Origin of the sequence: Parabacteroides sp. AF21-43 (assembly GCF_003635435.1) — a bacterium.
Lineage (GTDB): Bacteria > Bacteroidota > Bacteroidia > Bacteroidales > Tannerellaceae > Parabacteroides > Parabacteroides distasonis.
On sequence record NZ_QTMG01000036.1, the window covers coordinates 709 to 27,476 of the forward strand.

Genomic DNA, 26,768 nt, shown 5'->3' on the forward strand with positions numbered 1-26,768 from the left:
GGTGACGGTGACGCACAAGGATATCATTCGTTTCTTCATGTTGATACCGGAGGCTTGTAAGCTAGTCCTTGAGGCCGGTACGATGGGTAATGGGGGCGAGATCTTCGTGTTCGATATGGGTAAACCTGTACGGATCGTGGATCTGGCTGAGCGTATGATCCGTCTGAGCGGCGTGAAGGGAATCGAGATCCGGTTCACGGGATTGCGGGACGGGGAGAAGTTGTATGAGGAGGTACTCAATGAGGAGGAGACTACCAAGCCTACTTTTCATCCGAAAATCAAGATCGCCCAAGTCCGTGCGTATGACTACGCTGACGCCAATCTGCGGATCGATGCCTTGGTGCAGGCGTGTGCCGTGGAGGGGGATATGCAGATCGTGAAGCGGATGAAGGAGATTGTTCCTGAGTTCAAGAGCCAGCATTCTAAATACGAGGTTCTGGATAAATAAATTGTAGAAAAATAAATAAGATGTAAAAAGAAGGTCTCTCATTGCGGGGGGCCTTTTTTTATGATATAAGCGTTGTCTTTGGGATAGTATTTCGTATTTTTGCTCATACAATTTAATTAGTGTTGTTTGTGATAAGATGAAGGAATGAGTATGGTACGAATAAGAAAGATATTGCTGGTTGTTGTGTCTGCGTTGGTCGGGATCTTTTTCATACTTCCCTTGATCGGGGTTGGTATACTGAAATGGGCGGTCTTACCTCCGGAGAAGCTGACACCGCTGGTCGTAGAAAAAACAAACGAATTCATAGAGGCGCACTTGGAATGTGAGCGGGTGGAGTTGACTTATTTCGAGACGTATCCTTATCTGGGAGTGAAGTTGACAAATGGGCGTTTGATCTCACATCAGGCTGAGGATTCTATAGAACATCAGGAGGATTTGATGATTCCTTCGGATTCTTTGCTGTCTTTCAAAAAAGCGATCGTCGTATTTAACCCTACGGATTATCTGTTTAGCGGGAAAGTGACGATTCCTCGGGTTATCATGGATAGTATCCGTTTTTATGGTTATGTGAATGAGGAGGGAAAGGCGAATTGGGAGATTTATCAAAGTGAGATGGATTCGGTAGATGAATCATCGTCATCTCCATTGCCTAAAATAGATTTGCAGCAAGTGCATATTACGAATGGGCATTTTGTCTATGATGACCGGCAGCAGGATTTATATACGGCGATCGATGGTTTCTTTTTACATATAGACGGCCTTTTGACCCAACGAGGAAATAAGTTGGATGTGGAGACCGGTTCTTCCTCGATCGTATTCCGTAGCCCGTCTTATTCTTTGGCGAATAAGTTAGCGTTACGCTTCAAGGGACGTTTGTTGTTGGCTGACGGACTTCACCGGATTGGGTTGAGGGACGCGGAGTTGCTGGTGAATAACCTGCCTTTTACGGCGGATGGCTTTATGGTGCCGGCTACCGAGGATAATCCGTCACGGATCGATATGACTTTCGGGTTGAAGGTTTCCGATATGAATGATCTCTTACATTTTATTCCGGATGAATATTTTAAGGATCGGGATAAAACACTTGCTGAGGGACGTATTATTTTGGAAGGGGATATCCGTGGAGAATTAGGGGATAGTATCGTTCCGACCGTGAACTTATGCTGCAAGATAGAGGATGGTTCTTATCATGTAAAAGGTATTGAACAGGGGATTGATACCTTGCGCATGGACGTGGATTTACATTTGAATGGCGCTTACCCGGATTCTTCGTATGTCTCTTTGGAGGAGCTGACATTGATCGGGTTGAATACCTCGCTGACCATGAGTGGCGAGGTTAGGGATATCTGGAGGAATCCCGCGATTCGGGCGGAGATGAAAGGGCAGGTCGATTTTACCCGTTTGGCTAAAGAGTTCTTGAATCCCGACACACTGCTGCTGGAGGGTACCGTGATGGCTGATTTATCTACGGTGTTTAAGGTGGATGATATCGTGAATAGCCGCTTCGCCAAGGTCAAATCATCCGGCAATTTGACGGTTGATCGCTTCAAGGCGTTTAGTAAGCCGTTAGGCGTGGATATGTATATCGCTGGGGCGAATCTGTTTGTAGGATCTACGGAAAATGAAAGTAAATATCTGAATGCGAAAGGATTGTTGAGCGCTAATCTATCGGTGGATACCTTGAATATAAAGTATAAGGATGAGATCAGTACGAATATCGGTGGATTGAAGATGGTAGCCAATACGACGCCGGTTATTGATACAACGGCTGTTATCCCTATGACTGCAGGGTTGGAATTTGATCATTTGCGCACCAAGTTGCCGGATTCTACCTGGATGGTGGCCGGTAAGACCGTGTTGAAAGGGGGCATCAAGGCTTCTTCTACAGATAAGCGGATCCCTATGGCGGGAGCTACGATCTCGGTGGACACCTTAAAATATATTCTTATCCCTTTACGGACGGGTATGGTTCTGACGGAAAGCCAGTTCTCTTTGGAAGCATTACCTTATCGGCAAGCGATTCGTCAACAACGTGAACGCCGTATCGCCGCCGGTGATACCTTGCGCAGGCGCACGCAGACCACCCGAAGGGCGAATAGACAGCGGTCGCAAGTGGATTCGGTCGCTTCCTCAAACAGTGTCTTACGCCAATGGGAGGCTCGGGGACAAGTGAGGTTTAAGCAATTGAGGGGCTTTAGCCGCTTATTCCCCATTCCGATGTATATTGATGAGACAAGCGTGAATTTCAATACTAACAATATGACGTTGAGTGGTGCCCGCCTGCATTTAGGAAAGAGCGATCTTACTTTGAGCGGAGAGCTTAGCGGCATCCGGCGGGCCATGCTACGGGGAGGAAAGCTGAAAGCGAATTTCGAGTTGGAATCCGATCTGATCGATTGTAACCAGTTGATGCTAGCTATAGGTAAAGGTTTGCAGTTTTCTGATCAATTGGCATCCAACTCGGTTAGGGCCTTCTCGGAAGACAGTATCTCCGTACTGGAGACGGATCATCTATTAGCGAATACCGTGGATAGTGTCGCTACGGATTCGATCTCTCAACTATTTGTCGTTCCGAAATTCTTGGATCTGACGCTTCATACAAATGCTAAAAAAATAGATTTTAAGGATCTGAAGTTGGAGGATGTGAAAGGTGAGGTTGTAATCCGGGATCAAAGTATCAATCTGAGCGATTTATGTATGAGTTCGAATATCGGTTCCGGAGATTTGACGATGATTTATACGACCAAAACAGATCAAGAGGCGACTATGGGATTTGAGTTGTCCTTAAATGATATTTTAGTGGAACGGTTAATCAGTTTGTTCCCGGATATCGATACATTGGTACCTATGCTTCGTTCGTTCGAAGGCATGGTAGATTGCCAGATGACGGCGACTTGCAAGGCGGATTCTACGATGTCCGTGTTGCTGCCGTCTGTAAATGCCTCTTGCTACCTGAGCGGAAAGAATATGGTGCTGCTGGATGGTGAGACATTTACCGAGATATCGAAGACGCTGATGTTCAAGAATAAAAAACGGAATATGATCGATAGTATAGCGGTAGATTTAGCGATCCATGATAACAAGATCGAGGTATTCCCATTCTTGGTGGAGATGGACCGGTATAAAGTAGCCGTAGGAGGAACGCATAATTTGGATATGACGTTCGATTACCATCTCTCGGTTTTAAAATCGCCGGTACCGTTTAAGTTGGGTATCGATATAAAAGGGAATCTGGATGATTTCAAGTTCAAGATAGTGAAATGTAAATATAAAGATTTCTTGAAACCTGCCAAGCAAGCGGAACTGGATAGTACCCGCAGGAATGTGCGTGAGGAGATACGCGAGACGATCCGGAAACAAATAAGAGAGGCCGCTCCCGAATTAGGAAACAGCCTCTCTGAGATTCATCCACATACACACGGTCACGTTGAGGAATCAACGTGATCCATACATTTGCTCGTAATATTTCATGTAATCTCCACCGGTGATATCCTCTACCCATTTTTGGTTCTCAAGATACCAACGGATGGTTTTTACGATACCGACCTCGAAGCAGGTCTCTGGTGTCCAGCCTAATTCGTTGGTAATCTTCGTCGGGTCGATGGCGTATCGTTGATCATGGCCCAGACGGTCTTTTACGAATGTAATCAAACTGTCGTTGATCCAGTCGATAGAGATTTGTCCATTGGCACCGATCTCTTTTTTCTTTAATACTTGGCGATATTCCGGTTGTTCGGTCATTAGTTGATGGATCGTCCGGATCGTGAGTTTCACGATCTCGATGTTCTGCTTCTCGTTATGACCGCCTACGTTGTAAACCTCTCCCACACGCCCGTGGTGGATTACGGCGTCGATCGCCTTGCAATGATCCTCTACATATAACCAGTCGCGTACGTTTGTGCCGTCACCATATACAGGTAGGGATTTACCTTCCAATATGTTCTTTATGATTAAGGGAATCAATTTTTCCGGGAAATGGTAAGGTCCGTAGTTGTTGGAACAACGGGTAATAGATACCGGCATCTTATATGTCTCGTGATAAGCCTTTACGAATAAGTCCGCGCTTGTCTTGGAGGCGCTGTACGGGCTTCGGGGATCTAAAGGCGTGGTCTCGTGGAAATACCCTTCGGCACCTAGGCTTCCATAGACCTCATCGGTAGAGACTTGATGGAAACGTACACCTTCACGCCATACCGGATAACCTGTCTCGGCCTTACCGGTAACCCATGCTTTTCGTGCGGCGTCCAATAGGTTTTGTGTACCGAGGATGTTGGTTTGCAGGAATAGCTGGGGATTTTCGATGCTTCGGTCTACATGACTTTCAGCGGCGAAGTTCACGACATAATCGAAGTTGTATTTCTCGAATAGCTGGTTGGCCAAGGCACGGTCGCAAATATCGCCTTTCACGAACTCGCAACGTACTCCATCGATATCCTCGGCGATGGTGCCTAAATTACCTGCGTAAGTCAGCAAGTCTAGGACAACGATCTTGATATCGTCATATTTCGCCAGCATATGTTTGATAAAATTGGCACCGATAAAACCGGCGGCACCGGTAACTAGGTAAGTTTTCATATCTGTACAGTGTTTAGTATTTGAAATTAAGCTCAGCGTCTTTCAGCGATGGAGCCTTGGTGTCTTTCTCGGATAGGTTGATCGATTCCGGATCTGTGATGCTCCAATCTACATGGACCGTGGGATCGTCATAGCGGATTCCCCGTTCATGTGTCGGAGTATATGGATTATCTACTTTATAGGTAAAGATAGCCTCGTCACTTAATACATGGAATCCGTGGGCGAATCCCTGTGGAATGAATAACTGGCGTTTATTCTCGTCCGATAACTCTACAGCTACATATTTGCCGAATGTGGGCGAGCCTTCACGTACATCTACGGCTACATCCAATACCCGTCCTTTGATCACCCTGACTAATTTAGATTGAGAATAGGGCGCTAGCTGATAGTGTAATCCTCGTAATACGCCTTTAGAGGAGCAAGATTCGTTGTCTTGCACGAACTGGATTTTTCCGATATGCGCCTCGAATTCCGCTTGCTTAAAAGCTTCCATAAAGTATCCGCGCGCATCTTTCAATACCTTTGGCTCAATGATCCATACGCCCGGTATTACAGTTTCTGTATAAGTCATTTTTTCGTTATTTATCTATTTGATAGGCAAAGGTAAGCTCATTTTCTCTACTTCTATAATATTCGGAGGGAAAAATAAAAAAGAAAGGAAAAGTTTGGTAATTCCAATATTATTCTCTTTCTTTGCACTCGCAAAACAAAAGTAGTTGTTTTGTGTTGAAGTTATGGTTCCTTGGATGAGTGGCTTAGTCAGCGGTCTGCAAAACCGTGTACGGCGGTTCGAATCCGCCAGGAACCTCTTGGTAATTGAAAATTCAGTATTAAGAATTGAAAATTACTTTTATTTTTGATTGATTCGGTTCCTTGGATGAGTGGCTTAGTCAGTGGTCTGCAAAACCATGTACGGCGGTTCGAATCCGCCAGGAACCTCGGAGGAAAGCCTCGAAGTTGTTTGTAATGAACGCTTCGAGGCTTTTTTTGTTTTGTCCGTCCGGAACCCTCGTCGGGTTGTCGGGCGGTTCGCTGTTTTCATGGCTTCCCTTGGCCGGATCCTTAGGGGGATTTGTGGTTTTCCTCTTGAGGTATTTATCTTCTAATGGCTGTTGCATGATTGTCCACCATCCGTTGCATGATCATGCAACAGTTGGTGGACGATCGTGCAACGGATGGTGGATAATGAATGTCTCAGGAAGAAAGGCGTAATAGGACAAGGGAAGATCCTTTAAAAGTATCGTGATAAGGAAGAATATTTGCCCAGTGTGTTTATGCTTCCCGAATTTATTACTACCTTTGCGCCACTCAATTAAATAATCATAATTGCATGCACGAGAAACTTATTATTCTTGATTTCGGCTCGCAAACAACCCAGCTTATCGGCCGTAGGGTCAGAGAGTTGAATATGTATTGTGAGATCGTTCCTTATAACAAATTCCCGCATGACGCTACCGATGTGAAAGGTGTGATCCTTTCCGGAAGTCCTTATTCCGTATACGACGAGAATGCCTTTAAGGCTGATTTGACCGAGATACGGGGGAAGTATCCTGTCTTAGGTATTTGTTATGGAGCGCAGTTTCTAGCTTATACATCCGGAGGTAATGTGGAACCGGCTAATTCACGTGAGTATGGACGTGCTAATTTGTCGCACATTGATGGTGAGGATGAATTACTGAAAGGGATTCATGTGGGTTCGCAGATATGGATGTCTCATGGAGATACGATTACCGTATTGCCGGATAAATTCAAGGTGATCGCCAGCACGGACGACGTGAGGGCTGCCGCTTACCATGTGGAAGGTGAGAAAACGTGGGGCGTTCAGTTTCATCCGGAAGTATTCCATTCGACAGACGGTACGAAGTTGCTGGATAACTTCTTGAATATTTGCGGATGCGCCAAGGATTGGACACCGGCTTCCTTTATCGAATCTACCGTAGCTGAGTTGAAGGAGCAATTGGGAGATGACAAGGTGATCTTGGCTCTTTCCGGCGGTGTGGATTCATCTGTTACGGCCGTATTGCTGAATAAGGCGATCGGTAAGAACTTGACTTGCATTTTCGTGGATCATGGTTTGCTGCGCAAGAATGAGTTCGAGAACGTAATGAGGGATTATGAGCATTTAGGATTGAACGTGATTGGCGTAAACGCAAAAGATAAGTTCTATAAAGAACTAGCGGGCGTTACGGAACCGGAGAAGAAACGTAAGATCATCGGCAAAGGATTTATCGATGTCTTCGATGAGGAGGCGCATAAGCTGAAAGATATCAAGTGGCTGGGGCAAGGTACGATTTATCCGGATGTGATCGAGTCGCTGTCTATCACAGGTACGGTTATCAAGAGCCATCATAATGTGGGCGGACTTCCGGATACGATGAACTTGAAACTCGTCGAGCCGCTTCGTCTTCTTTTCAAGGATGAGGTTCGCCGTGTCGGTATGGAGTTGGGTATGCAACCGCATTTGATCAAGCGCCATCCGTTCCCGGGACCGGGATTGGGTATCCGTATCTTGGGTGATATCACGCCGGAAAAGGTACGTATCCTGCAAGACGCTGACGATATCTATATGTCATTGATGCGTGAGTGGGGACTTTACGATAAGATTTGGCAAGCTGGGGTAATCTTACTTCCGATTCAATCCGTAGGTGTAATGGGCGATGAGCGTACCTATGAGAATACGGTAGCTTTACGTGCGGTAACTTCCACGGACGCTATGACCGCCGATTGGGCGCAGCTTCCGTACGAGTTCCTCGCCAAAGTTTCCAACGAGATTATCAATAAGGTGAAAGGCGTAAATAGAGTCGTGTACGACATCAGCTCGAAGCCGCCTGCAACCATCGAGTGGGAGTGACATTTGTCTTAGGTATAACAAAGTGTAAAATCAATAAAATTTAAAAGTCACATGAAGCAAGATATGATTGTTATCTTGGATTTAGGTAGTCATGAGAATACGGTGTTGGCTCGTGCTATTCGTGCGTTAGGCGTTTATAGTGAGATTTATCCGCATGACATCACGGTTGAGGAATTAAAAGCCTTGCCAAACGTGAAAGGTATCATTATCAATGGTGGTCCAAACAATGTTATCGACGGTGTAGCTATCGACGTGAATCCGGGTATTTACGAGATGGGCACTCCTGTAATGGCCGCAGGTCACGATAAGGCGTTGTGCGAGGTTAAATTGCCGGAGTTTACGGATGATGTCGAGGCGATCAAGGGCGCTGTCAAGTCTTTCGTGTTCGATACTTGCAAGGCTGAGGCAAACTGGAATATGACGAATTTTGTCAATGACCAGATTGAGTTGGTGAAGCGTCAGGTAGGGGATAAGAAAGTTCTGCTGGCCTTGTCTGGAGGTGTCGATAGCTCTGTAGTAGCCGCTTTACTTTTGAAAGCGATCGGTGATAAATTGGTTTGCGTGCATGTGAACCATGGTTTGATGCGTAAGGGCGAGTCCGAGGATGTCGTTGAGGTCTTCAAGAACCAGTTGAATGCCAATTTGGTGTATGTAGACGCTACAGATCGTTTCTTGAACAAGCTAGCTGACGTGGAAGATCCGGAGCAAAAGCGTAAGATTATCGGTGGTGAGTTTATCCGTGTATTTGAGGAAGAAGCTCGCAAATTAGATGGAATCGATTTCTTGGCTCAAGGAACGATCTATCCGGATATCGTGGAGAGTGGAACGAAGACGGCTAAGATGGTGAAATCCCATCATAACGTAGGCGGTCTGCCGGAAGATTTGCAATTTGAGTTGGTTGAGCCTTTGCGTCAATTATTCAAGGACGAGGTTCGTGCTTGTGGCGTAGAGTTAGGTTTGCCTTATGACATGGTTTATCGCCAGCCGTTCCCCGGACCGGGTTTGGGCGTACGTTGCTTGGGCGCTATCACTCGTGATAGACTGGAAGCGGTACGTGAGTCGGATGCGATCTTACGGGAGGAGTTCAAGAACGCCGGATTGGATAAAAAGGTATGGCAATACTTTACGGTAGTACCCGACTTTAAGTCGGTTGGCGTACGTGATAACGCCCGTTCTTTCGAATGGCCCGTGATTATCCGTGCCGTCAATACGGTAGATGCCATGACCGCTACGATCGAGCCGGTTGATTGGCCTATCTTGATGAAGATTACGGATCGTATTTTGAAAGAGGTGAAGAACGTGAACCGTGTATGCTACGATATGTCTCCGAAACCGAATGCGACAATTGAGTGGGAGTAATTAGGCTTACTTATTAAACAGATATAAAAAGGCCCGGTGATTTATCTGAATCCCGGGCTTTTTATTTATATACGATAGATTCGAAGAACTATTTTAGTTCACGGATCTTGATATTACGGAACCAGATCGGATAGCCATGATCTTGCAGACCGATATAACCTTCTTTAGAAATACCTTCGGTAAAGCCCGGGAAGTTCTTGAATTTACTGTTAGCTACCAAATCATCCCACTCTTTGCTCCATAAAGTATACTCAACAACTTTCTTACCATTTTGGGTATGCGTTACTTTTCCATCTTTTACACGGATTACGATCGTATTCCACTCGCCGGCAGGATTAACTGTTTTCGGATCTGCGGGAAGCATGTCATATAGAGAACCTGCTAAGTGGTTCGCTAATTTGTTGTCGGTTGCGTCCACGTTATCTAGTACCTGTACTTCGGGAGCCGCATAATAAATAGGTTTACCGGGTACTTCGCGTACATAATAGAAGATACCGGAGTTTCCCATCTTGCTCGCTTTCCAGTCTACCGAGAGCTCGAAGTTTTTGAATTTCTTGTTCTGGTAAAGGATATCGCCATTAGCGCCTTGTCCCGGTTTCTTACCTTCGCCGGTAAATACTTTCATGGCATTGTCTTCTATAACCCAGTTTGCGGGCATAGCGGTACCGTTACATTGGCGCCATCCAGAGAAGTCTTTTCCGTTGAATAATAATTCCCAGCCAGCTTTTTTTTCCTTCTTAGTCAATGTATTCGGAGTTTGAGCGAAACAGGGGATAGCCATAGCTATGGCCGAAAGAATCAAGAATGATTTGAACAACTTTTTCATGTTACTTAAATTGTTATTAGATTAGATTTGTTAATATCATTACAAATGTAGCAATTTGCTTAATAACCCTTATGAGGATTAACGTATTTTTAATGGAAATAGGATTATTCTATTGATTTAACACATGAATCGTATGGCAAGCTACTAGCGCAGCCGTTTCCGTACGCAGCCGGCTCTCTCCTAAAGAGATCGGCTCGAAGCCATTCTCTTGAGCCAGCTTGATTTCTTCCGGGCTAAAATCACCTTCCGGTCCGATGAGGATTAAGGCATTCTCTCCCGGCTGATACGTATGTTTTAATAGTGGCTTCTCGCCTTCCTCGCAATGGGCGATAAACTTACGCCCGTCAAAGGGAGTGGCGACAAACTTCTTGAAATCTGTCATTCCTTCTAACGCCGGCAAAGTCGCTTTCTGGGATTGCTTCATGGCACTGACCAATATCTTCTCCAATCGAATCGGCTTGATCTCTTTACGCTCTGAGAAACGACAATTCAAACAGGTGATCGCATTGATCCCTATTTCCGTCGCTTTCTCCACGAACCACTCCATCCGGTCCATGTTTTTGGTAGGAGCTATGGCTATATGGAGATTGAAGTTCCAGAGATCGGGTTGTTTCCAACTCTCTAAGAGGGTCACCTCACAATGTTTGGGATGCGCCCGGCTAATAGCCGCTTTATAAAAAGAGCCTTGCCCATCCGTCAATACTATCTCATCGCCTTCACCTAGACGAAGTACCCGTATACAATGTCCTGCTTCTTCTTCCGGTAATTCCGGCTTGATAGTTATATCTGGTGTATAAAAAATCTGCATGACCATCTAATTTTCAATTCTCAATTCTCAATTACCCAAGGATCATACCAATTATAGTAGCCGATAGCACAGAGACCAGGGCTCCGCCGATCATGGCCGGTAGGCCGATACGTGAAATTAATCCTCGTTTTTCCGGGGCTAATACGCCCAATCCGCCTAATAAGATACCGATAGACGATATATTAGCGAATCCGCAAAGGATATAAGTAGACATCAAGATCGATTTCTCATACATGAATAATCCGGCATCTTTCCATTGCTGCAATTGGAAATAGGCGACAAATTCGTTCAATATGGTCTTTTGTCCCAATAAAGAACCAACTAACATGATGTCTTGGCTGGGAACCCCGATCAACCACATGAAAGGAGAGGTGATTACACCCAGTATAAACTGGAAGGTCAAGCCCTGCGCCTTACCGTCCGTAATCTTTACAATCCAGTCGTTCAGTCCGGTATAACGTCCTATCACACCTTCCGTAATATAATTCGCTAACGCTACAAGGGATATGAATACCAATAACATCGCGGCAATATTCGTCATCAACTTTACGCCGGTAACCGTACCCGATGAGATGGCATCTAGAATATTCGAGTTCTCTTTTTCCTTACCGGAGATAGCTACATGGTCCGTGGCTTCTTCCGTCTGCGGACAAAGCATTTTCGCTAAAACGATTGAACCCGGTACTGCCATTACGGAAGCCGAGAGCAAGTGAGTGGCGAATAAAACCTTCGCCGCCGGGTCTGTTCCTCCCAACATACCTATGTAAGTACCCATTACGGAACCGGCGATCGTACCCATTCCGGATACCATGACCAAAAATATCTCCGAACGATTCATCGTCGGCAGGTAATTCTTGATCAACACAGGAGATTCTGTCATTCCCATAAAAATATTACCGGCGGCCACTAATCCCTCCGAGCCGGATATATTCATGAATTTACGCAATACCCACGCAAAGGCACCGACTACTTTCTGGATAATCCCCCAATGGTAAAACATGGAAACCAAGGCGGAGAAGAAAATAACAATCGGTAGCGAATGAAGCAAGAAACTGAATCCTGCCGCTTTAGAGGCATACGGGCCTAATAAGAAAGTAAGACCGGCATCCGTGAAGTCCATCAACTTAACAAATATCTTGCCACATCCTTCCAATAGGATTCCGACGAACGGCACATATAAAACCGCCAAGGCGAATACGATCTGCATGAACAAACCTCCACCTACTAATTTCCAATCGATCCGTTTACGGTCATAACTCATCGCATAGGCGATACCTAAAATCGTAATGATCCCAAGCAGACCTCTTAAAAGTGAGACCAGTCCGAATCCTCCTTGTTCTCCAATCATTTGTTTGTGTCCTCCTCTTCTTCTCGACGGCGCAACTCGTCTTTATACATTTTCGCGTATTCGTAATTTTCGTCCGCTATAGCGTCTTCCAATCGCTCGTTTATTTCTTGGATATCCAATAGGCTTAACCATTTCTTTAACTGGGCTTCGTCCTTAATCTCATCCGGTTCTAATTCTAATAAATTGTCATCCTCCTCCGGTTCGTCAGCGGGGATGGACAGGGTGTCTTCCAGTACGACACCGCATTCCTTTACAATCTCCTCGGAAGTAAAGATGTCGCAATTTACGCGAAGCGCTATGGCAATCGCGTCGGAAGTACGAGAGTCCAGCTTTATCGAGCGCTCACCGTCGCTAAACTCTAATTCTGAGTAAAACACACCATCTTCGAATTTGTATATGTAGACTTCCTTAAGAATGACGTTGAAGGCTTGCGCAAAAGTGGCGAATAAGTCGTGTGTTAATGGACGAGGAGGTACGATATGCTCCAAAGCGATCGCTATAGACTGTGCTTCAGCGGTTCCTACGATGATTGGAATTCGCCGTGGACCATTTTCCTCTGCCAAAATTAACGCATAGGCCCCGGATTGAATTTGGCTGTTCGCTAATCCTTGAACCCTTAATTTTATTCTTGTACTCACAGATCTGAAATTTAAAATTGTATACAAAAGCAAAAGTAATATTATTTTCGGGATTATCGCGAATAAATGTGATTAATCACTTTCAGTGTGTTTGGGGTTAAGGGGAAGGATAATGGAAAAACGGCTTCCTTTTCCTATTTCGGACTCTACGGCGATATACCCATCGAAACGTTCGGCTATCACTTTGCAAATGGATAGTCCCAAGCCGGTACCTTTGGCGAATTCATCCAGTTTCGTGAAACGATTGAAAACGGCGTCTTGCTTTTCTTTCGGGATACCAATGCCGGTATCTTCTACGAAAATATGTACATGCCGCTCTTCCTCTCGGTATTCATAACCAATCAATATATATCCCTTTTGCGTGAATTTAATAGCGTTGCTAAGAAAGTTGGTAATCACTTGTGTCAACCGAAACTTATCCGTGGGAATGGATATGCTTTTTTCCGGTATTTGCATACGAAGTTCTACGTTCTCCGGCATTAAAACTTGGAAAGTCTGGTAAATCGTGCTTATTAATTCATTTAGAGAATATTGCTGGAAAGAGAATGACATACGGCCCGATTCGATACGGGAAAGATCTAAGATATCATTGATAAGGTTCAATAACAGATCGCTGTTCGTATTGATTAACTCGGTAAAGTTTTCCCGTTCTTCCTTACTAAGCTCGATGTCTGTGTTCATAAGATTCGAGAATCCGACAATAGCGTTCAATGGAGTCCGTATCTCATGGCTCATATTCGCTAAAAATGCCGATTTCATTTGGTCGGACTCTTTAGCCTTCTCTAAGGCTACTTCCAGTTCCTTGTTCTGTTTTACCAAATTGGCTTGCGCTAATTTCTTATATTTCTGTTCTCTGGAATATAGCTTCCATAATCCCGTGGCAACGATATTGATAAAGATGAACGCTACGCAAATGAAAGCGATCAGCTGTTTCTTGTATAGCTCATAAAAAGGGATATTGACTAAACGGGCATAAGAAGGGATCTTCTCGATAGGTATTCCCCATGCTTTTATGGTATGCCATACGAGAATATATTCCTTACTGCTTTCTTTGATCGGAATTTCTGCGACAGGGGTCCCTTTCAACACTAACGAAGCCATTTCCGCCTGTTCTCGTGCTTGTATTTCTACGGATGTGAAATAACCTCCGATGTATCGATTCCGTCTTTTAGCCGGATGATATTGAATCGGTTCGTAATGAGCGGAGAAGCTGGGATAATTGACTAATTGATAAAAAGCTTCGGAGGTATGATCGTATTTTATATCTAGATAAGTGCTTTGATCCAGAGTGCCGGACAAATTAAAGAGCAAAGAAGATCCCGGTAAAACTCGGTATGGAAGGGTATTTATTTTTGCTATACAGTTTTTTCCCGGTAGCGACCGTATCTGAGTGCCATTTTGGGTAAGGTCTATGAGCCTCTTTACAAATAGACTGTCATTTGTTCCGATTTTATCTAACTCTAGCCCCCGGATTTTAAGGCGGATTATTTCTATTTCCGGGTGTCCTTGTATTTGTTGCCAAAAGTCATTAAAGGATTTTCTTCCAAGGATTGTCCGGTCGCAAGGAATCTGGATTTGCAATACTCCGAATAATTTATGTATAAATTCTATATTCTTGATGAAGTCTTGTTTGTCGTGTAGTCCGGTAAGATTGGGGTACTTCTTTAAAAGCGACCAATTCGGATAATTTACGCCGGCGAAAACAATCGGTATTTCTTTTAGATACGGGTGTCCGCAAGCTAATAAAGAGTAGCAAGCTTGATCATCGTTTACTAATATGATATCGGGTTTAATCTCTTTGATCGAGTCAATATAATTATACATTCGGGCTATTTCGGCACTATCCAGATATTGCTCGCAATCTAGATAGAATGTATGAATCTTCGGGTTTATTTTTTGCTTATTGAATGTTCGTTCCAGCACTTCATTAAAAATCGGGTAGGTATCTTTCTTTTGCTCAAAAGAATGGATAAGCACAACTTTCTTTTCTTCTTTTTCTTGGCAACCTAGGGTTAACAAAGAGACAAGAAATATGAATATGGCAAAAATTAAATATTTATGTGTGTGTTTCATGATTCTTAATAGATAGATCTTTTGCAAAGGTAGAAGTTTTTTTGATTATCAAAGCAAAAAAAATGGTTATCCGTCACGGACGACCAATCTTCATTGCTAACCTTAAATCTAATACCATGAAAAACACGGTGCAAATATATAGTATTTTATGTTGTACAGCATGATTTCGTGGCGTAAATCCTTGATACGTTAGCTTTATTTTAATAATAGTCCGTCCTGCTAAAGGACCGTTAACAGTTATTGCTTGCTTTTCACGTACTCATCGGCCTTCTCTTTTACCCGATCGGCACGTTTTTGAGTCTCGGGATGGCTTGAGAACATCTGCATAAACTTGGACGATTTAGCTTCCGACTCACTCAGTTGTAACAATTTATTTAATGAGTTAGACATTCCGTACGGATCTCGCCCGTTATCTATACAAAACTGGAAACCGAATTCGTCCGCCTCATACTCTTGTTTCTGGGAATATTGAGCGCCGGCCAAGGCCTGTGCCATGTCTCCCAGTTGAGAGTCGGTCAGTTTGGATACGGTTCCACTTACAGCTCCGGCGGCGTTTTTAGCGGCGGAGGTCAAGTAAGCGTTTTTCATGGCGTCTTTAGAGTCGGAATGAACGACGTGCCCGATCTCATGACCGATAACGGCGAATACCTCGTCATCGTCCATGATTTTCATCAATCCGCCACATACGCGTACACTTCCGTCTCCACAGGCGAAAGCGTTTACATCTACTACATTATATACTTTAAAGTTTAAGTCTAGGCCGGAAACTTTCTTTACATTGGCGGTCAAGCGTTCCAAGCGTTGTCCCATTTCCGTATCCGGACCTGCTACCTCGTTATGAGTGTCCATCCATTGGATGTACTCTTTTGCCATTTTGGCTACATCCTCGTCGGATAGAGTAGCGGCATGCGCTACATCAGTTGCGGCATTAATCACTTTTTTCGTATTAATGGTCTTGCCGCCAATCTTGAATTGGGCGGAAACCGTTAGGCTCACTCCTGCTAAGAAAGCCAAGGACAATAAGATTTTTTTCATGTTTTAAATTAGTTAGTTGTTTGTGATAAATAATTTTCGATCTGTTGAAAAGTAGCGTCTTTCAACAATACTTTTTTCTCTTTGTTTAATAGATATAATGTGGGTATCGCTTTTAAGTCGTAGATCTCGTCGTTTTTAAGCGAAACACTTTTGTCGTATGAGTTGATCCAATCTTTAGGCATGACGGAAACATGCTCTTTCCATGCGTCCAGATCCTCGTCCGGATAAACGGCTAAGATCTTTAGTTTGTTGCTTTTTGAAAATTCATTGATCAAGAAGGACGATTCCATTTGTCTGGTTATTTCTTGACAAGCATGGCAGTCCGGATTATAGAAAAATAATAATAGATAATCCGCTTTTATATTGTATAATTTCCCGGTTTTTCCGTTCGCTAATGTGTACGTGAAATCGGTCGCAGGCGTCCCGATTCTGTTTTTTAATGCGAGCTCTAGCAAATGGGCGGGACGTATCTTTTCCACATCGCTTAATGACGAGGATTCGGTAAGATATTCCAATACCGCTATATACATTTCCTCATTCCTTAGGGGGGAGTTCGGATCGTATAGATATTTCTCCATCATCTCGGAAAAGTACTGAAACATGGCACTGTCTTGTTCTGTTTGTTTCATCATCGCTTTTACGGAAGAAGACATAGCCGCAGGCGAGACATAGTTCATCAAATCTATATAGTTGGATAATGCCTGCTCGGTCACTTGAGGTTCATGGATATAGGTCGTATCCTTGAAGTCGAATTTATCCCAATAATGTTTCACTAAATATTCGGCCCTTTCCACCGGGTCTGTGATTAGGGTGGGGACTGAGACCATTTCAAAGGTGGGTGGCGCTACATTGGATTCTTCCGTTTTTTGATTGCGTTGACCACTGCATGCATTGACGGTCAACGTCAACAATAAAACATATAGATATTTCATATTCATTCATATATTTATGTTTCAATCCACAAATATATAGTATTATTTTTATCTTTGTTAAATTAAAACGGCAAAAGATAGAATATCATGGATTTTCGATTAAAAGTATTTCATAGCGTAGCTTGTAACTTAAGCTTCACGAAAGCGTCCCGGGAATTGTTCATTAGCCAACCCGCTATTAGCAAGCATATCCATGAGTTGGAGGTTCAGTATAAGACGCCTCTCTTTGAACGAACAGGTAGCCAGATCCGTTTAACTCGTGCGGGCGAGTTGTTGTTTTCGCATACCCATTCCTTATTGGCTTCGTATCGTCAATTGGATTTCGAGATGAATCTGTTGACAAATAATTTTCTGGGGGATTTACATTTAGGTGCCAGTACGACAATATCCCAATATGTTCTTCCGCCCGTGCTTGCTTTATTCATTAAGATGTTTCCGGATATACATGTATCTGTATTGAATGGGAATAGCCGGGATATAGAGTTGGCTTTGCGAGATGGAAAAATAACGTTAGGATTGGTGGAAGGGACTACCCGTCAAAATACGATGCATTATATACCTTTTATGAAGGATGAGTTAGTGGTTGTCACTCATGTAGGGTCTAAGTTGGCTGCTTATGACGAACTGACGTTGGAACAACTTTGTGCTTTGCCCGTAGTACTTCGTGAAAACGGCTCCGGTACGCTTGAGGTCTTGGAGGGGACCTTGGCAAAACACCAGATCAAACTGTCGCAATTGAACGTATTATTGCAGCTAGGTAGTACGGAGAGTATCAAATTATTCTTGGAAAATTCCGATGCTTTGGGAATTCTTTCTATTCGGGCGGTGACACGTGAGCTGATGGCAGGACGTTTGAAAGTGATAGAAATTGAGGGCTTTAAGGCCGAACGGACTTTCTCCTTTGTGGAGCCGCAGGGGCAGAACAGCGGTATGGAAGAAAGTTTCATGCGTTTTGCCAGTCAACATTGGCAATAACTTTAGGTTATTCGCTATAAAAACTTGTGAAGTAAGGGATCGGATGAAAATATGTACTTTCGCGAACGAAATCAAATAATGATATGTTGTACTAAATAAATCAATAATTATGTTTAGTGAAAAACGAGGTAACGTATTACATGGTGTCTTGCTGATAGCTCTTTTCTCTTGTTCCGCATTCTATATCGCGGAGTTCCAGTTTATTAAACAATTGTCATTCAGTCCGCTGATTGTCGGCATTATTTTAGGTATGTTGTACGCCAACAGCCTGAGAAACCATTTGCCGGAGACGTGGGTTCCGGGTATCCTGTTTTGTACTAAGCAAGTGCTTCGTGCGGGTATCGTACTATATGGGTTTAAGCTGACCTTCCAGAGCGTGATTGCGATCGGCCTTCCGGCAATCCTGATCGATATGGTGATCGTGGTGCTTACCATCTTGATCGGTGTTTGGGTGGGGCGATTGATGAAAATGGATAAAGACCTTGCTTTACTGACCGCCACGGGTAGCGCTATTTGCGGGGCTGCCGCGGTATTGGGCGCTGAACCGGTCGTGAAGTGCGAGGCTCATAAGACGGCGGTTGCCGTATCGACAGTCGTGATTTTCGGTACGCTTTCTATGTTTATTTATCCGGTGATGTACCGTGCGGGTATTCTTGATTTAGACCCGGAGCAAATGGGACTTTATACGGGTGCGACCTTGCATGAGGTAGCTCATGTGGTAGGAGCCGGTAACGCTATGGGAAAGGAAATTTCGGATGCGGCTATTATCGTGAAAATGATTCGTGTGATGATGTTAGCTCCTGTGCTAGTGGTCATGAGTTTCATGTTGGCTCGAACCGCCGTGAAGTCCGTGGTTAACGGGGGGAGGAATGGCGGAGGCGTTGCCCCTTCTCGTGGTAAGATCACTATTCCTTGGTTTGCGTTTGGTTTCTTGGCCGTGATTGGTTTCAATTCGTTCGACTTGCTTCCTCATGCGGTTGTAGATGGGATCAATCAGGTAGATACATTCATGCTGACAATGGCCATGACTGCTCTTGGTACGGAGACTAGTATCGAGAAATTTAAGAAAGCTGGCGCTAAGCCCTTTGTTTTGGCCGCTATTTTATATGTTTGGTTACTAGCTGGTGGTTATTTGTTGGCGAAATATGTGCCTCAACTTGCATAAGATCGTATTTTCCTCTATTTTTGTGATCTTAAATAGGTCGTTGTGGATAAGATGAGTCTTTTATCCATACCGTGAAATATAAAAAGATGGCATCAAAGATTACAAAAGGTATCCTTATTTCTTGTTGGATAGTATACCTCGCTATATTAGGGGCGGTGGTAATGGTGTTTATGGCGATAGCGAATGGTTCAATTGGTTATATGCCTCCGGTGGAACAATTGGAGAACCCGATTGATAAATATGCTTCCCAAGTTATCTCCTCGGACGGAAAGGCGTTGGGAGCCTATGCGCATAGCAAAGACAATCGTATTTACGTGAATTATGAGGATCTTTCTCCGGATTTGGTGAAAGCCTTGATCGCTACCGAGGATATCCGGTTCGCCGAACATAGCGGTATCGACGCGCAGGGTTTGTTTCGTGCCATCGTGAAGCGGGGTATCTTGATGCAAAAAAGCGGTGGTGGCGGTAGTACCATTACCCAGCAATTAGCGAAGCAATTATTCTCGCCGAGTGCCGATAATATGATGGAACGTCTTTTCCAGAAACCGATCGAATGGGTGATCGCGGTTCAATTGGAACGTTATTACACAAAGGAAGAGATTATAAATATGTATCTGAATAAGTTTGACTTCTTGTACAATGCCGTGGGAATCCAATCCGCGTCTCGTGTGTATTTTGGAAAGACCCCTAAAACCTTGAAGATCGAGGAAGCCGCCACGTTGGTAGGCATGTGCAAGAACCCTTCTTATTTCAATCCGGTTCGCCATAACAAGCGTACCATCGGCCGTCGTAATACGGTTTTGGAGCAGATGGAAAAGGCCGGGTACATAACCAAGGCGGAATGTGATTCGTTGAAGGCTTTACCCTTGGTCGTACATTTTACCCGTATGGACCATAAAGACGGTTTGGCTCCTTACTTCCGTGAATACCTTCGTCTGACAATGACCGCGAAGAAACCGGAGCGTAAGGATTACGCCTCTTGGCAATCTCAGAAATTCAGTGAGGACTCATTATCTTGGGCGACGAATCCATTATATGGATGGTGTAACAAAAATAAAAAAGCCGACGGAGAATACTATAATCTTTATACGGATGGCTTGAAAATCTATACGAGTATCGATTCCCGTATGCAGAAATATGCGGAAGACGCTGTCCGTGAACATATGAGTAAAGATCTTCAACCGGCTTTCTTCCGGGAAAAGAAGGGACGTAGCTATGCTCCGTTCTCAAGAGACGTAAGTGTCGGTCAAGTAGACACGATGTTGATGCGTGCGATGCACCAGACAGATCGCTACCGGGCGATGAAAAAGAGTGGAATGGCTGAGGCCGATATGCGCGAGGAGTTTGAGAAGCCTGTCGATATGCGTGTGTTTAGTTGGGATGGTCCGATCGATACGATCATGTCTCCTTTGGATTCGATTCGTTATCATAAGAGTTTCTTGCGTACGGCGTTTATGTCGATGGACCCTCGCACCGGGCAGGTCAAGGCATATGTAGGTGGTATTGACTATAATGACTTCCAATATGATATGGTGAATGGCGGTCGCCGTCAGATCGGTTCTACCATGAAACCGTTCCTTTATTCGTTGGCGATGATCGAGGGGATCAGTCCTTGCGACCAGATGCTACATGTGCAGCAGCAGTTGATGGACGAGAACGGCCGTTTGTGGGTTCCCCGTAACGCCAGCGCGAAGCGAATCGGCGAGATGGTTACGATCAAGTGGGGATTACAGAACTCGGATAACTGGGTAACCGCTTATCTGATGAGCCAGCTCTCACCTTATACGTTTGTTCGTTTGCTTCATTCTTTCGGTTTGAAGAATCATATCGATCCGGTTATCTCGGTCTGTCTGGGTACTCCGGATGTATCGGTGGGTGAGATGGTCGGAGCCTATACGGTATTTGCCAACAAGGGCATCCGGGTAGAACCTTTATTCGTGACCCGTATAGAAGATTCATATGGAAATACAATCGCGAACTTTACCCCACAGATGAGTGAGGTGCTGACGGAAGATGCTTCCTATAAGATGCTACATATGTTGAAAAGCGTAATCGACGGTGGTACCGGAGGACGTGTACGTTTCCGCTACGGTATCAAGGCGGAGATGGGTGGTAAGACCGGAACGACCCAGAATAACTCCGACGGTTGGTTCATGGGATTTACGCCTAGCTTGGTTTCCGGCTGCTGGGTAGGCGGCGAGGACCGTTCCATCCATTTCGACCGCTTGGCGGAAGGGCAGGGAGCGAGTATGGCGTTACCGATTTACGCCCTTTATATGCAAAAGGTTTATAAAGATAAAACGTTAGGCTACTCGGAAGACGAGACTTTCGAGATCCCCGAGAAATATGCGAACCCATGTAGCGAAGGAGGGGAGGAAGATAGCCCCACGACCCCACCGGATACGGGAGGCATCGATAAGATGTTTGAGTGATAATAATCAGACTATTACAGTTTTTTTTAATTCCCCGTAAGGAAAACTTTTGTTTCCCTATAGCAAAACAAAAGTTTCTTCAGCAGGAAACTTTTGTTTCTTCCAATAGAAACTGCAGTTATCTTTATGGAAAACAGAAAGCGCTACTGATCCTTTTTCCCAAATCCTTTGTTATACTAAGAATTAATGGTTAGATTTGTAACTGTTAATCTTAAGAAAGGAGGAGCTATATGGACCGTAGTAAAATGATTTCTCAGTTGGAAGACCCGTCTGAAGTCTTTGATTTTCTTGTGATCGGAGGAGGGGCTACCGGTATAGGTATCGCTCTGGATGCTTCGACAAGAGGATATAGAGTCGCCTTATTCGAACAATCGGACTTTACGAAAGGAACTTCCAGCCGTAGTACGAAGTTGGTCCATGGCGGTGTCCGTTATTTGGCGCAAGGAGATGTCTCCTTGGTTCTGGAAGCCTTGCGGGAACGAGGCCTGCTACGCCAGAACGCTCCCCATTTGGTAAAAGATCAAACCTTCTTAATCCCTTGTTATCGTTGGTGGGAAGGCCCGTTTTATACGATAGGCCTGATCCTATATGATGTGATGGCCGGAAAATTAGGTCTGGGACGTTCGGTTTGTATCGGTCCGAAACGGGCGCTCCGTACCATTCCGATGCTCCGATCGAAAGGGATGACCGCCGGGGTGCTTTATCATGACGGCCAGTTCGATGATTCCCGTCTTGCGATTAATATGGTCCGCAGCTCTATCGACGCTGGTGCTTGTATCTTGAACTACGCGAAAGTCATAGGGCTTCTGAAGGACGGCGACCGCAAAGTATCCGGCGTTACGGTTCGAGATGAGGAGACCGGTACGGTTTATCAAGTAAGATCCCGTTGCGTGATCAACGCTACCGGTGTCTTCGCTGATGAGATCTTGCAAATGGACGAGCCGGGTAAACGCCCGACCGTTCGCCCCAGCCAAGGAGTCCATTTGGTATTGGATTCCTCTTTCTTGCAAAGTGATTGCGCCATTATGATTCCTAAGACATCGGATGGACGTGTGTTGTTCGCCGTACCTTGGCATGATAAAGTCGTGGTAGGGACAACGGATACCTTGATGGAATCGCCGGAAAAAGAGCCGGTAGCCTTAGAGAAAGAAATCCAATTTATACTCGATACGGCCGCTAACTATTTGACCCGGCCACCCAAGCGAAGCGATGTCTTATCCGTGTTCGCGGGGCTTCGTCCGCTCGCCGCTCCCCGTAGCGAAGGTAAAAAGACAAAAGAGATATCACGTAGCCATAAATTGATCCGGGAGAAATCCGGCTTGATCACCATTATCGGAGGCAAATGGACAACCTACCGGAAAATGGCTCAAGATACCCTAGACCTAGCGATACGTTACATGCATATTCCTACAAAAGACTGTATTACCGAGCGTTACCAAATCCATGGTAGCCGGAAGAATCCGGATTTCTCCGATCCTTTATACGTATATGGTACGGATGCCGACGAAATCCGTAACTTAGTGGCCTCTTCCCCCGCCATGGCGGAGAAGTTGCATCCGGACTATGCCTATACGGTAGGAGAGGTAACTTGGCTGGTCCGTAATGAGATGCCTCGTACTTTGGAGGATGTATTGGCACGCCGTTTGCGTATCTTATTCTTAGACGCACGGGCGGCGATGGCGATGGCTCCTAAAGTAGCGGGGATTCTGGCTACGGAATGGGGGAAGGACGAGACTTGGACCTCTGCTCAGGTAAAGGCGTTTAATGAGGTTGCCTCGAATTATATACTGAATTGACAAATTGATAAACGATACTAATATAGAAGGATATGAATTTTCGAAATAAATATGTGTTGGCGATCGATCAGGGAACCACTAGCTCCCGGGCTATCCTGTTTAATCATCAAGGAACTATTATTACGTTGGCTCAGAAGCCATTCCAACAGTATTTCCCGAAACCGGGCTGGGTAGAGCACGACCCGAATGAGATTTGGTACACCCAATCGTCTGTCATCAAGGAGGCGATGGCAAAAGCGGATGTCACGGATAGCCATATCGCCTGTATCGGAATCGCTAACCAACGGGAGACTACCATCATCTGGGACCGGGAGACTGGCTTTCCCGTATACAACGCGATCGTATGGCAGGATCGCCGTACGGCGGATTATTGCGAGGAACTTAAATCGCAAGGCTGGGCGGAACGTATCCAGCAGAAGACCGGATTGGTGATCGACGCTTATTTCTCCGCCACGAAGATAAAATGGATATTGGATAACGTAAAGGGTATCCGGGAGCGTGCGGAGCGGGGAGAGCTATGCTTCGGTACGGTAGATACTTGGCTGGTTTGGAAACTTACCCGGGGCGCTCAATTCATTACGGATGTGACGAACGCTTCCCGTACCATGCTTTTCAATATCCGTACTTTGAGATGGGACCAAGAGTTATTGGACTTGTTTACGATACCTGCCTCGATGTTACCGCAAGTGAAAGCCTGTAGCGAGGTTTACTGCGAGACATCAACCCCTATTTTTAAGAAAGGCATCCCGGTATCCGGTATGGCCGGCGACCAACAGGCGGCTCTGTTCGGTCAGCTCTGCGTAGAGGATGGTATGATCAAGACAACCTACGGAACCGGCTGCTTTATGATCCTGAATACCGGCAAGGAACCCGTTCTTTCCCAGAATAACCTATTGACAACGATCGCGTGGAAATTAGGGGATCAGACGACCTATGCGCTGGAAGGTAGTGTCTTTGTGGGAGGTGCCGTCGTTCAATGGTTGAGGGATGGGATCGGCTTGATTCCGAATGCCTCGATTACGGAGCAAATGGCGAAATCCGTCAGTGATAATGGGGGTGTTTATTTTGTGCCGGCGTTAACGGGTTTGGGTGCGCCGTATTGGGATCAATACGCACGTGGCGCTATTATCGGGATTACCCGCGGAACTACGGCGGCTCATTTAACCCGTGCGGCTTTGGAGGGCATCTGTTATCAAGTATATGATGTATTGATGGCCATGGAAAACGATATTCACGCCAAGCCGAAAGAGATTCGGGTAGATGGCGGTGCTATCGCTAATAACTTCTTGATGCAATTCCAGTCCGATATCTGCCGCTGTCCGGTCGTACGTCCGAATGTATTGGAGACGACTGCTTTGGGAGCCGCTTATTTGGCGGGCTTGGCGATCGGCTATTGGAAGGATATCGATGAACTGAAAGAACAATGGTGCTTGGATAAGGTCTTTAACCCACAAATGAAAGAGGATACTGCCCGTAAATTATTGAACGAATGGCATAAGGCGGTGGGGCGTTCTCAGAATTGGGCTGAATAATGAAAATCATCTTATAGGCAGATTAACAAGTTAACAAATTCTTAAATTATTATCTTATGTCTCCATTTTTAGCGGAATTATTAGGGACTATGCTCTTGATCTTGATGGGAGGAGGAGTTGTAGCGAATGTCTGTTTGTCGAAAACAAAAGGCAATGGAGCGGGCTGGATAGCGATAACGACCGCTTGGGCTTTAGGCGTATTTATCGGTGTTGTGGTAGCCGGCCCTTATAGTGGCGCACATTTGAATCCGGCGGTATCGATCGGCTTGGCGATCGGAGGGACTTTCCCTTGGTGTGATGTATGTACTTATATAGCCGGGCAAATGATAGGTGCCGCTTTGGGCGCTTTATTGGTCTGGCTGGTTTATAAGGATCACTTCAACGCTACGGATGATCCGGATGCGGAATTAGGCGTATTCTGTACGAGTCCTGCTATCAAAGATTATCCAATTAATTTCTTAGGTGAGATGATCGGTACGTTCGCCTTGATGTTTGTCGTATTTTTTATAACGGACGGAGAACTAACCTACGAAAGCAATAGTACCTTGCCGATAGGTTTAGGTTCGGTAGGTGCCATTCCGGTAGCGTTTACAGTCTGGGTAATCGGCCTTTCCTTAGGTGGAACTACCGGTTACGCAATTAACCCTGCCCGTGATTTAGCTCCCCGGTTCATACACTTTATTTTGCCGATCAAGGGAAAAGGCAGCAGCCATTGGGAGTATGCTTGGGTACCTGTTTTAGGGCCGATAGCTGGGGCCGCTATTGCCGGTATGCTCTATTATGTATTGAAATAATCTCTTGTATCATCCGGATCACTTTCGGAACCGCCGCCTTTACCTCGGGTGTCAGATCCATTCCGACCTCGTTGATATTGAGGGCGGAGATGACAATGAGATGGGTTTCCGGGAGATCGTCGGTTAGGATCATGGCGTCGATCATATCTTTTAGACCGATCTCGTGGGCGCTCATGAGCGGGGGAAAGTCGGTGGCGTAACGAGGTTGGATCAGACGGACGGTGCCCGGAGGGTTATTATCCAGCGTGGCATCGATCATGATGATACGGTCATATCCTTGCAGCCAACTTAATAAATGAAGCCCTCCCGTGCCCCCGTCCATCAAATGGACGTGAGCCGGGAGCTTCTCGTTTTCTAAAGCCTTGATAACGTGTATGCCTACACCTTCGTCTTTCAGCAATAAATTGCCTACTCCTAATACTAATGTTTCCTTCTCCGCTTTCATCCTTTTTTAGCGATCTTAGTGATAGTCTCGGCAGTCTCGGTTACCTCTTCCTTGTCCGCTATGTCTTCCTCGATAAACTTCCAGCCACCGATGATGGACGAAGTCTCGCCACGTTGCTCGATATAGTCATGATAAAATACCAGATAAATATGAACGATAGCGAAAAGGATGAAGAACCACATCAGGAAATGATGAATCTGGCGAGCCATCAAATCCCCACCCATCAAGGGAACCGTCCACGCGAACAGTTGCGGGAAGAAGGACTGGCTCATCTTTGCGTACAGGCCGAAACCCGTGATGCTTTGCAACAAGAACGCCCAGAACGTACCGAAATAGATCAAGCTGGCCAAGGCGTTATGCCCGATACTGTCTACCGGTTTGTTCTTGATCATCAGGATATCTACCTTGATCACCTCCAATACCTCTTTCCATTGGGATTTCTTTAAAGGGATGAAGTTATTCCATCTGGCATAACGATTCCCGACGAATCCCCAATAAAGCCGGAATACGAAATTGAAGAAGAATACGAACGCTGTTACGAAATGGATAAACCGAACCACGCCGAACCAATAGCTGAAATAAGCCTCCGAAGCGGACATGATCGCGGGAGGATCGGCGATGATAAAGCCTGTCACGCAGAGTATGACGATACAGAGCGCATTCACCCAATGATAGATACGTACGGGTAATTCCCATACATACACTTCTCTTAAACGTTTCTTACGACTCTTCATGG

At 45.2% G+C, this 26,768-nt stretch carries 21 protein-coding genes and 2 tRNA genes; 12 read left to right on the plus strand and 11 right to left on the minus strand.

Translation table 11 applies throughout. The features are described 5' to 3' along the window. Both DWX84_RS21990 and DWX84_RS19170 read left to right on the plus strand, forming a co-directional pair. On the plus strand, nucleotides 1-448 hold a 448-nt coding region (locus DWX84_RS21990), incomplete at its 5' end, for a polysaccharide biosynthesis protein (RefSeq protein WP_233573967.1). Nucleotides 449-592: 144 nt separating this feature from the next. Further along, complete coding sequence (locus tag DWX84_RS19170) at nucleotides 593-3,892, plus strand: AsmA-like C-terminal region-containing protein (RefSeq protein ID WP_121961392.1); 3,300 nt, start codon at nucleotides 593-595, stop codon at nucleotides 3,890-3,892. On the opposite strand, the gene rfbB is transcribed toward DWX84_RS19170, so the two are convergent. Both rfbB and rfbC read right to left on the minus strand, forming a co-directional pair. Then, on the minus strand, nucleotides 3,884-5,023 hold the full coding sequence (gene rfbB, locus DWX84_RS19175; protein WP_048928649.1) for a dTDP-glucose 4,6-dehydratase: 1,140 nt from the start codon (nucleotides 5,021-5,023) through the stop codon (nucleotides 3,884-3,886). The two genes, DWX84_RS19170 and rfbB, sit on opposite strands and share 9 nt — an antisense overlap. Before the next feature lie 13 nt (nucleotides 5,024-5,036). Continuing rightward, nucleotides 5,037-5,594, minus strand: a complete 558-nt coding sequence (gene rfbC, locus DWX84_RS19180; protein WP_121961393.1) for a dTDP-4-dehydrorhamnose 3,5-epimerase — start codon at nucleotides 5,592-5,594, stop codon at nucleotides 5,037-5,039. Nucleotides 5,595-5,759: 165 nt separating this feature from the next. On the opposite strand from rfbC, the gene DWX84_RS19185 reads away from it, so the two are divergent. The 4 genes from DWX84_RS19185 (at nucleotide 5,760) to guaA (DWX84_RS19205) (ending at nucleotide 9,233) form a co-directional block, all read left to right on the plus strand. Then, nucleotides 5,760-5,831, plus strand: a tRNA-Cys gene (locus DWX84_RS19185). 59 nt (nucleotides 5,832-5,890) lie between these two features. Then, a tRNA-Cys gene (locus DWX84_RS19190) sits at nucleotides 5,891-5,962 on the plus strand. A gap of 391 nt (nucleotides 5,963-6,353) precedes the next feature. Next, a complete protein-coding gene (gene guaA, locus DWX84_RS19200) occupies nucleotides 6,354-7,874 on the plus strand; it encodes a glutamine-hydrolyzing GMP synthase (RefSeq protein ID WP_008773325.1) in 1,521 nt (506 codons plus the stop codon). 51 nt (nucleotides 7,875-7,925) lie between these two features. Then, the gene (guaA, locus tag DWX84_RS19205) at nucleotides 7,926-9,233 is read left to right on the plus strand and encodes a glutamine-hydrolyzing GMP synthase (protein ID WP_005854978.1); all 1,308 of its coding nucleotides are present in this window, start codon (nucleotides 7,926-7,928) and stop codon (nucleotides 9,231-9,233) included. 88 nt (nucleotides 9,234-9,321) lie between these two features. Here the strand turns inward: guaA (DWX84_RS19205) and DWX84_RS19210 are convergent, their stop codons facing one another. The 7 genes from DWX84_RS19210 to DWX84_RS19240 all read right to left on the minus strand — a co-directional run bounded on the left by DWX84_RS19210 (nucleotide 9,322) and on the right by DWX84_RS19240 (nucleotide 16,899). Then, nucleotides 9,322-10,059, minus strand: coding sequence for a DUF1080 domain-containing protein (locus DWX84_RS19210; RefSeq protein ID WP_005854980.1), 738 nt, complete (start codon nucleotides 10,057-10,059; stop codon nucleotides 9,322-9,324). Between the two features lie 109 nt (nucleotides 10,060-10,168). Further along, nucleotides 10,169-10,867 carry a 16S rRNA (uracil(1498)-N(3))-methyltransferase gene (locus tag DWX84_RS19215; protein WP_005865012.1) on the minus strand — a complete coding sequence of 233 codons (699 nt, stop codon included), beginning with the start codon at nucleotides 10,865-10,867 and terminating at the stop codon, nucleotides 10,169-10,171. A 31-nt stretch (nucleotides 10,868-10,898) separates the two neighbouring features. Then, entirely contained in the window at nucleotides 10,899-12,215 is a 1,317-nt protein-coding gene (locus tag DWX84_RS19220; RefSeq protein ID WP_005865014.1) for a NupC/NupG family nucleoside CNT transporter, read from the minus strand. Then, entirely contained in the window at nucleotides 12,212-12,853 is a 642-nt protein-coding gene (locus tag DWX84_RS19225; RefSeq protein ID WP_005854990.1) for a bifunctional nuclease family protein, read from the minus strand. The genes DWX84_RS19220 and DWX84_RS19225 overlap by 4 nt, the downstream gene beginning before the upstream one ends. 72 nt (nucleotides 12,854-12,925) lie before the next feature. After that, entirely contained in the window at nucleotides 12,926-14,926 is a 2,001-nt protein-coding gene (locus DWX84_RS21995; RefSeq protein WP_229103523.1) for an ATP-binding protein, read from the minus strand. A gap of 237 nt (nucleotides 14,927-15,163) precedes the next feature. After that, entirely contained in the window at nucleotides 15,164-15,961 is a 798-nt protein-coding gene (locus DWX84_RS19235) for a M48 family metallopeptidase (RefSeq protein ID WP_008773322.1), read from the minus strand. An 8-nt stretch (nucleotides 15,962-15,969) separates the two neighbouring features. Beyond that, a complete protein-coding gene (locus DWX84_RS19240; RefSeq protein WP_034530440.1) occupies nucleotides 15,970-16,899 on the minus strand; it encodes a DUF5106 domain-containing protein in 930 nt (309 codons plus the stop codon). Between the two features lie 81 nt (nucleotides 16,900-16,980). On the opposite strand from DWX84_RS19240, the gene DWX84_RS19245 reads away from it, so the two are divergent. The 6 genes from DWX84_RS19245 to DWX84_RS19270 all read left to right on the plus strand — a co-directional run bounded on the left by DWX84_RS19245 (nucleotide 16,981) and on the right by DWX84_RS19270 (nucleotide 25,587). Continuing rightward, a complete protein-coding gene (locus tag DWX84_RS19245; RefSeq protein WP_005865024.1) occupies nucleotides 16,981-17,868 on the plus strand; it encodes a LysR family transcriptional regulator in 888 nt (295 codons plus the stop codon). A gap of 109 nt (nucleotides 17,869-17,977) precedes the next feature. Continuing rightward, nucleotides 17,978-19,033, plus strand: a complete 1,056-nt coding sequence (locus DWX84_RS19250) for a YeiH family protein (protein WP_048928650.1) — start codon at nucleotides 17,978-17,980, stop codon at nucleotides 19,031-19,033. An 86-nt stretch (nucleotides 19,034-19,119) separates the two neighbouring features. Next, complete coding sequence (locus DWX84_RS19255) at nucleotides 19,120-21,465, plus strand: transglycosylase domain-containing protein (RefSeq protein WP_005865028.1); 2,346 nt, start codon at nucleotides 19,120-19,122, stop codon at nucleotides 21,463-21,465. A 230-nt stretch (nucleotides 21,466-21,695) separates the two neighbouring features. Continuing rightward, nucleotides 21,696-23,261 (plus strand): glycerol-3-phosphate dehydrogenase/oxidase, encoded by a 1,566-nt coding sequence (locus DWX84_RS19260; protein ID WP_048928651.1) that lies wholly within the window; start codon nucleotides 21,696-21,698, stop codon nucleotides 23,259-23,261. Between the two features lie 32 nt (nucleotides 23,262-23,293). Next, nucleotides 23,294-24,793, plus strand: a complete 1,500-nt coding sequence (glpK, locus tag DWX84_RS19265; protein ID WP_048928652.1) for a glycerol kinase GlpK — start codon at nucleotides 23,294-23,296, stop codon at nucleotides 24,791-24,793. A gap of 56 nt (nucleotides 24,794-24,849) precedes the next feature. Then, nucleotides 24,850-25,587 carry an MIP/aquaporin family protein gene (locus DWX84_RS19270; protein WP_005855011.1) on the plus strand — a complete coding sequence of 246 codons (738 nt, stop codon included), beginning with the start codon at nucleotides 24,850-24,852 and terminating at the stop codon, nucleotides 25,585-25,587. Here the strand turns inward: DWX84_RS19270 and DWX84_RS19275 are convergent. After that, nucleotides 25,553-26,032: a HyaD/HybD family hydrogenase maturation endopeptidase gene (locus DWX84_RS19275; protein WP_005855012.1), complete on the minus strand. Its 480-nt coding sequence runs from the start codon at nucleotides 26,030-26,032 to the stop codon at nucleotides 25,553-25,555. The two genes, DWX84_RS19270 and DWX84_RS19275, sit on opposite strands and share 35 nt — an antisense overlap. Further along, nucleotides 26,029-26,766: a Ni/Fe-hydrogenase, b-type cytochrome subunit gene (gene cybH / locus DWX84_RS19280; RefSeq protein WP_008773316.1), complete on the minus strand. Its 738-nt coding sequence runs from the start codon at nucleotides 26,764-26,766 to the stop codon at nucleotides 26,029-26,031. The genes DWX84_RS19275 and cybH overlap by 4 nt, the downstream gene beginning before the upstream one ends. Between the last annotated feature and the right edge of the window lie 2 nt (nucleotides 26,767-26,768).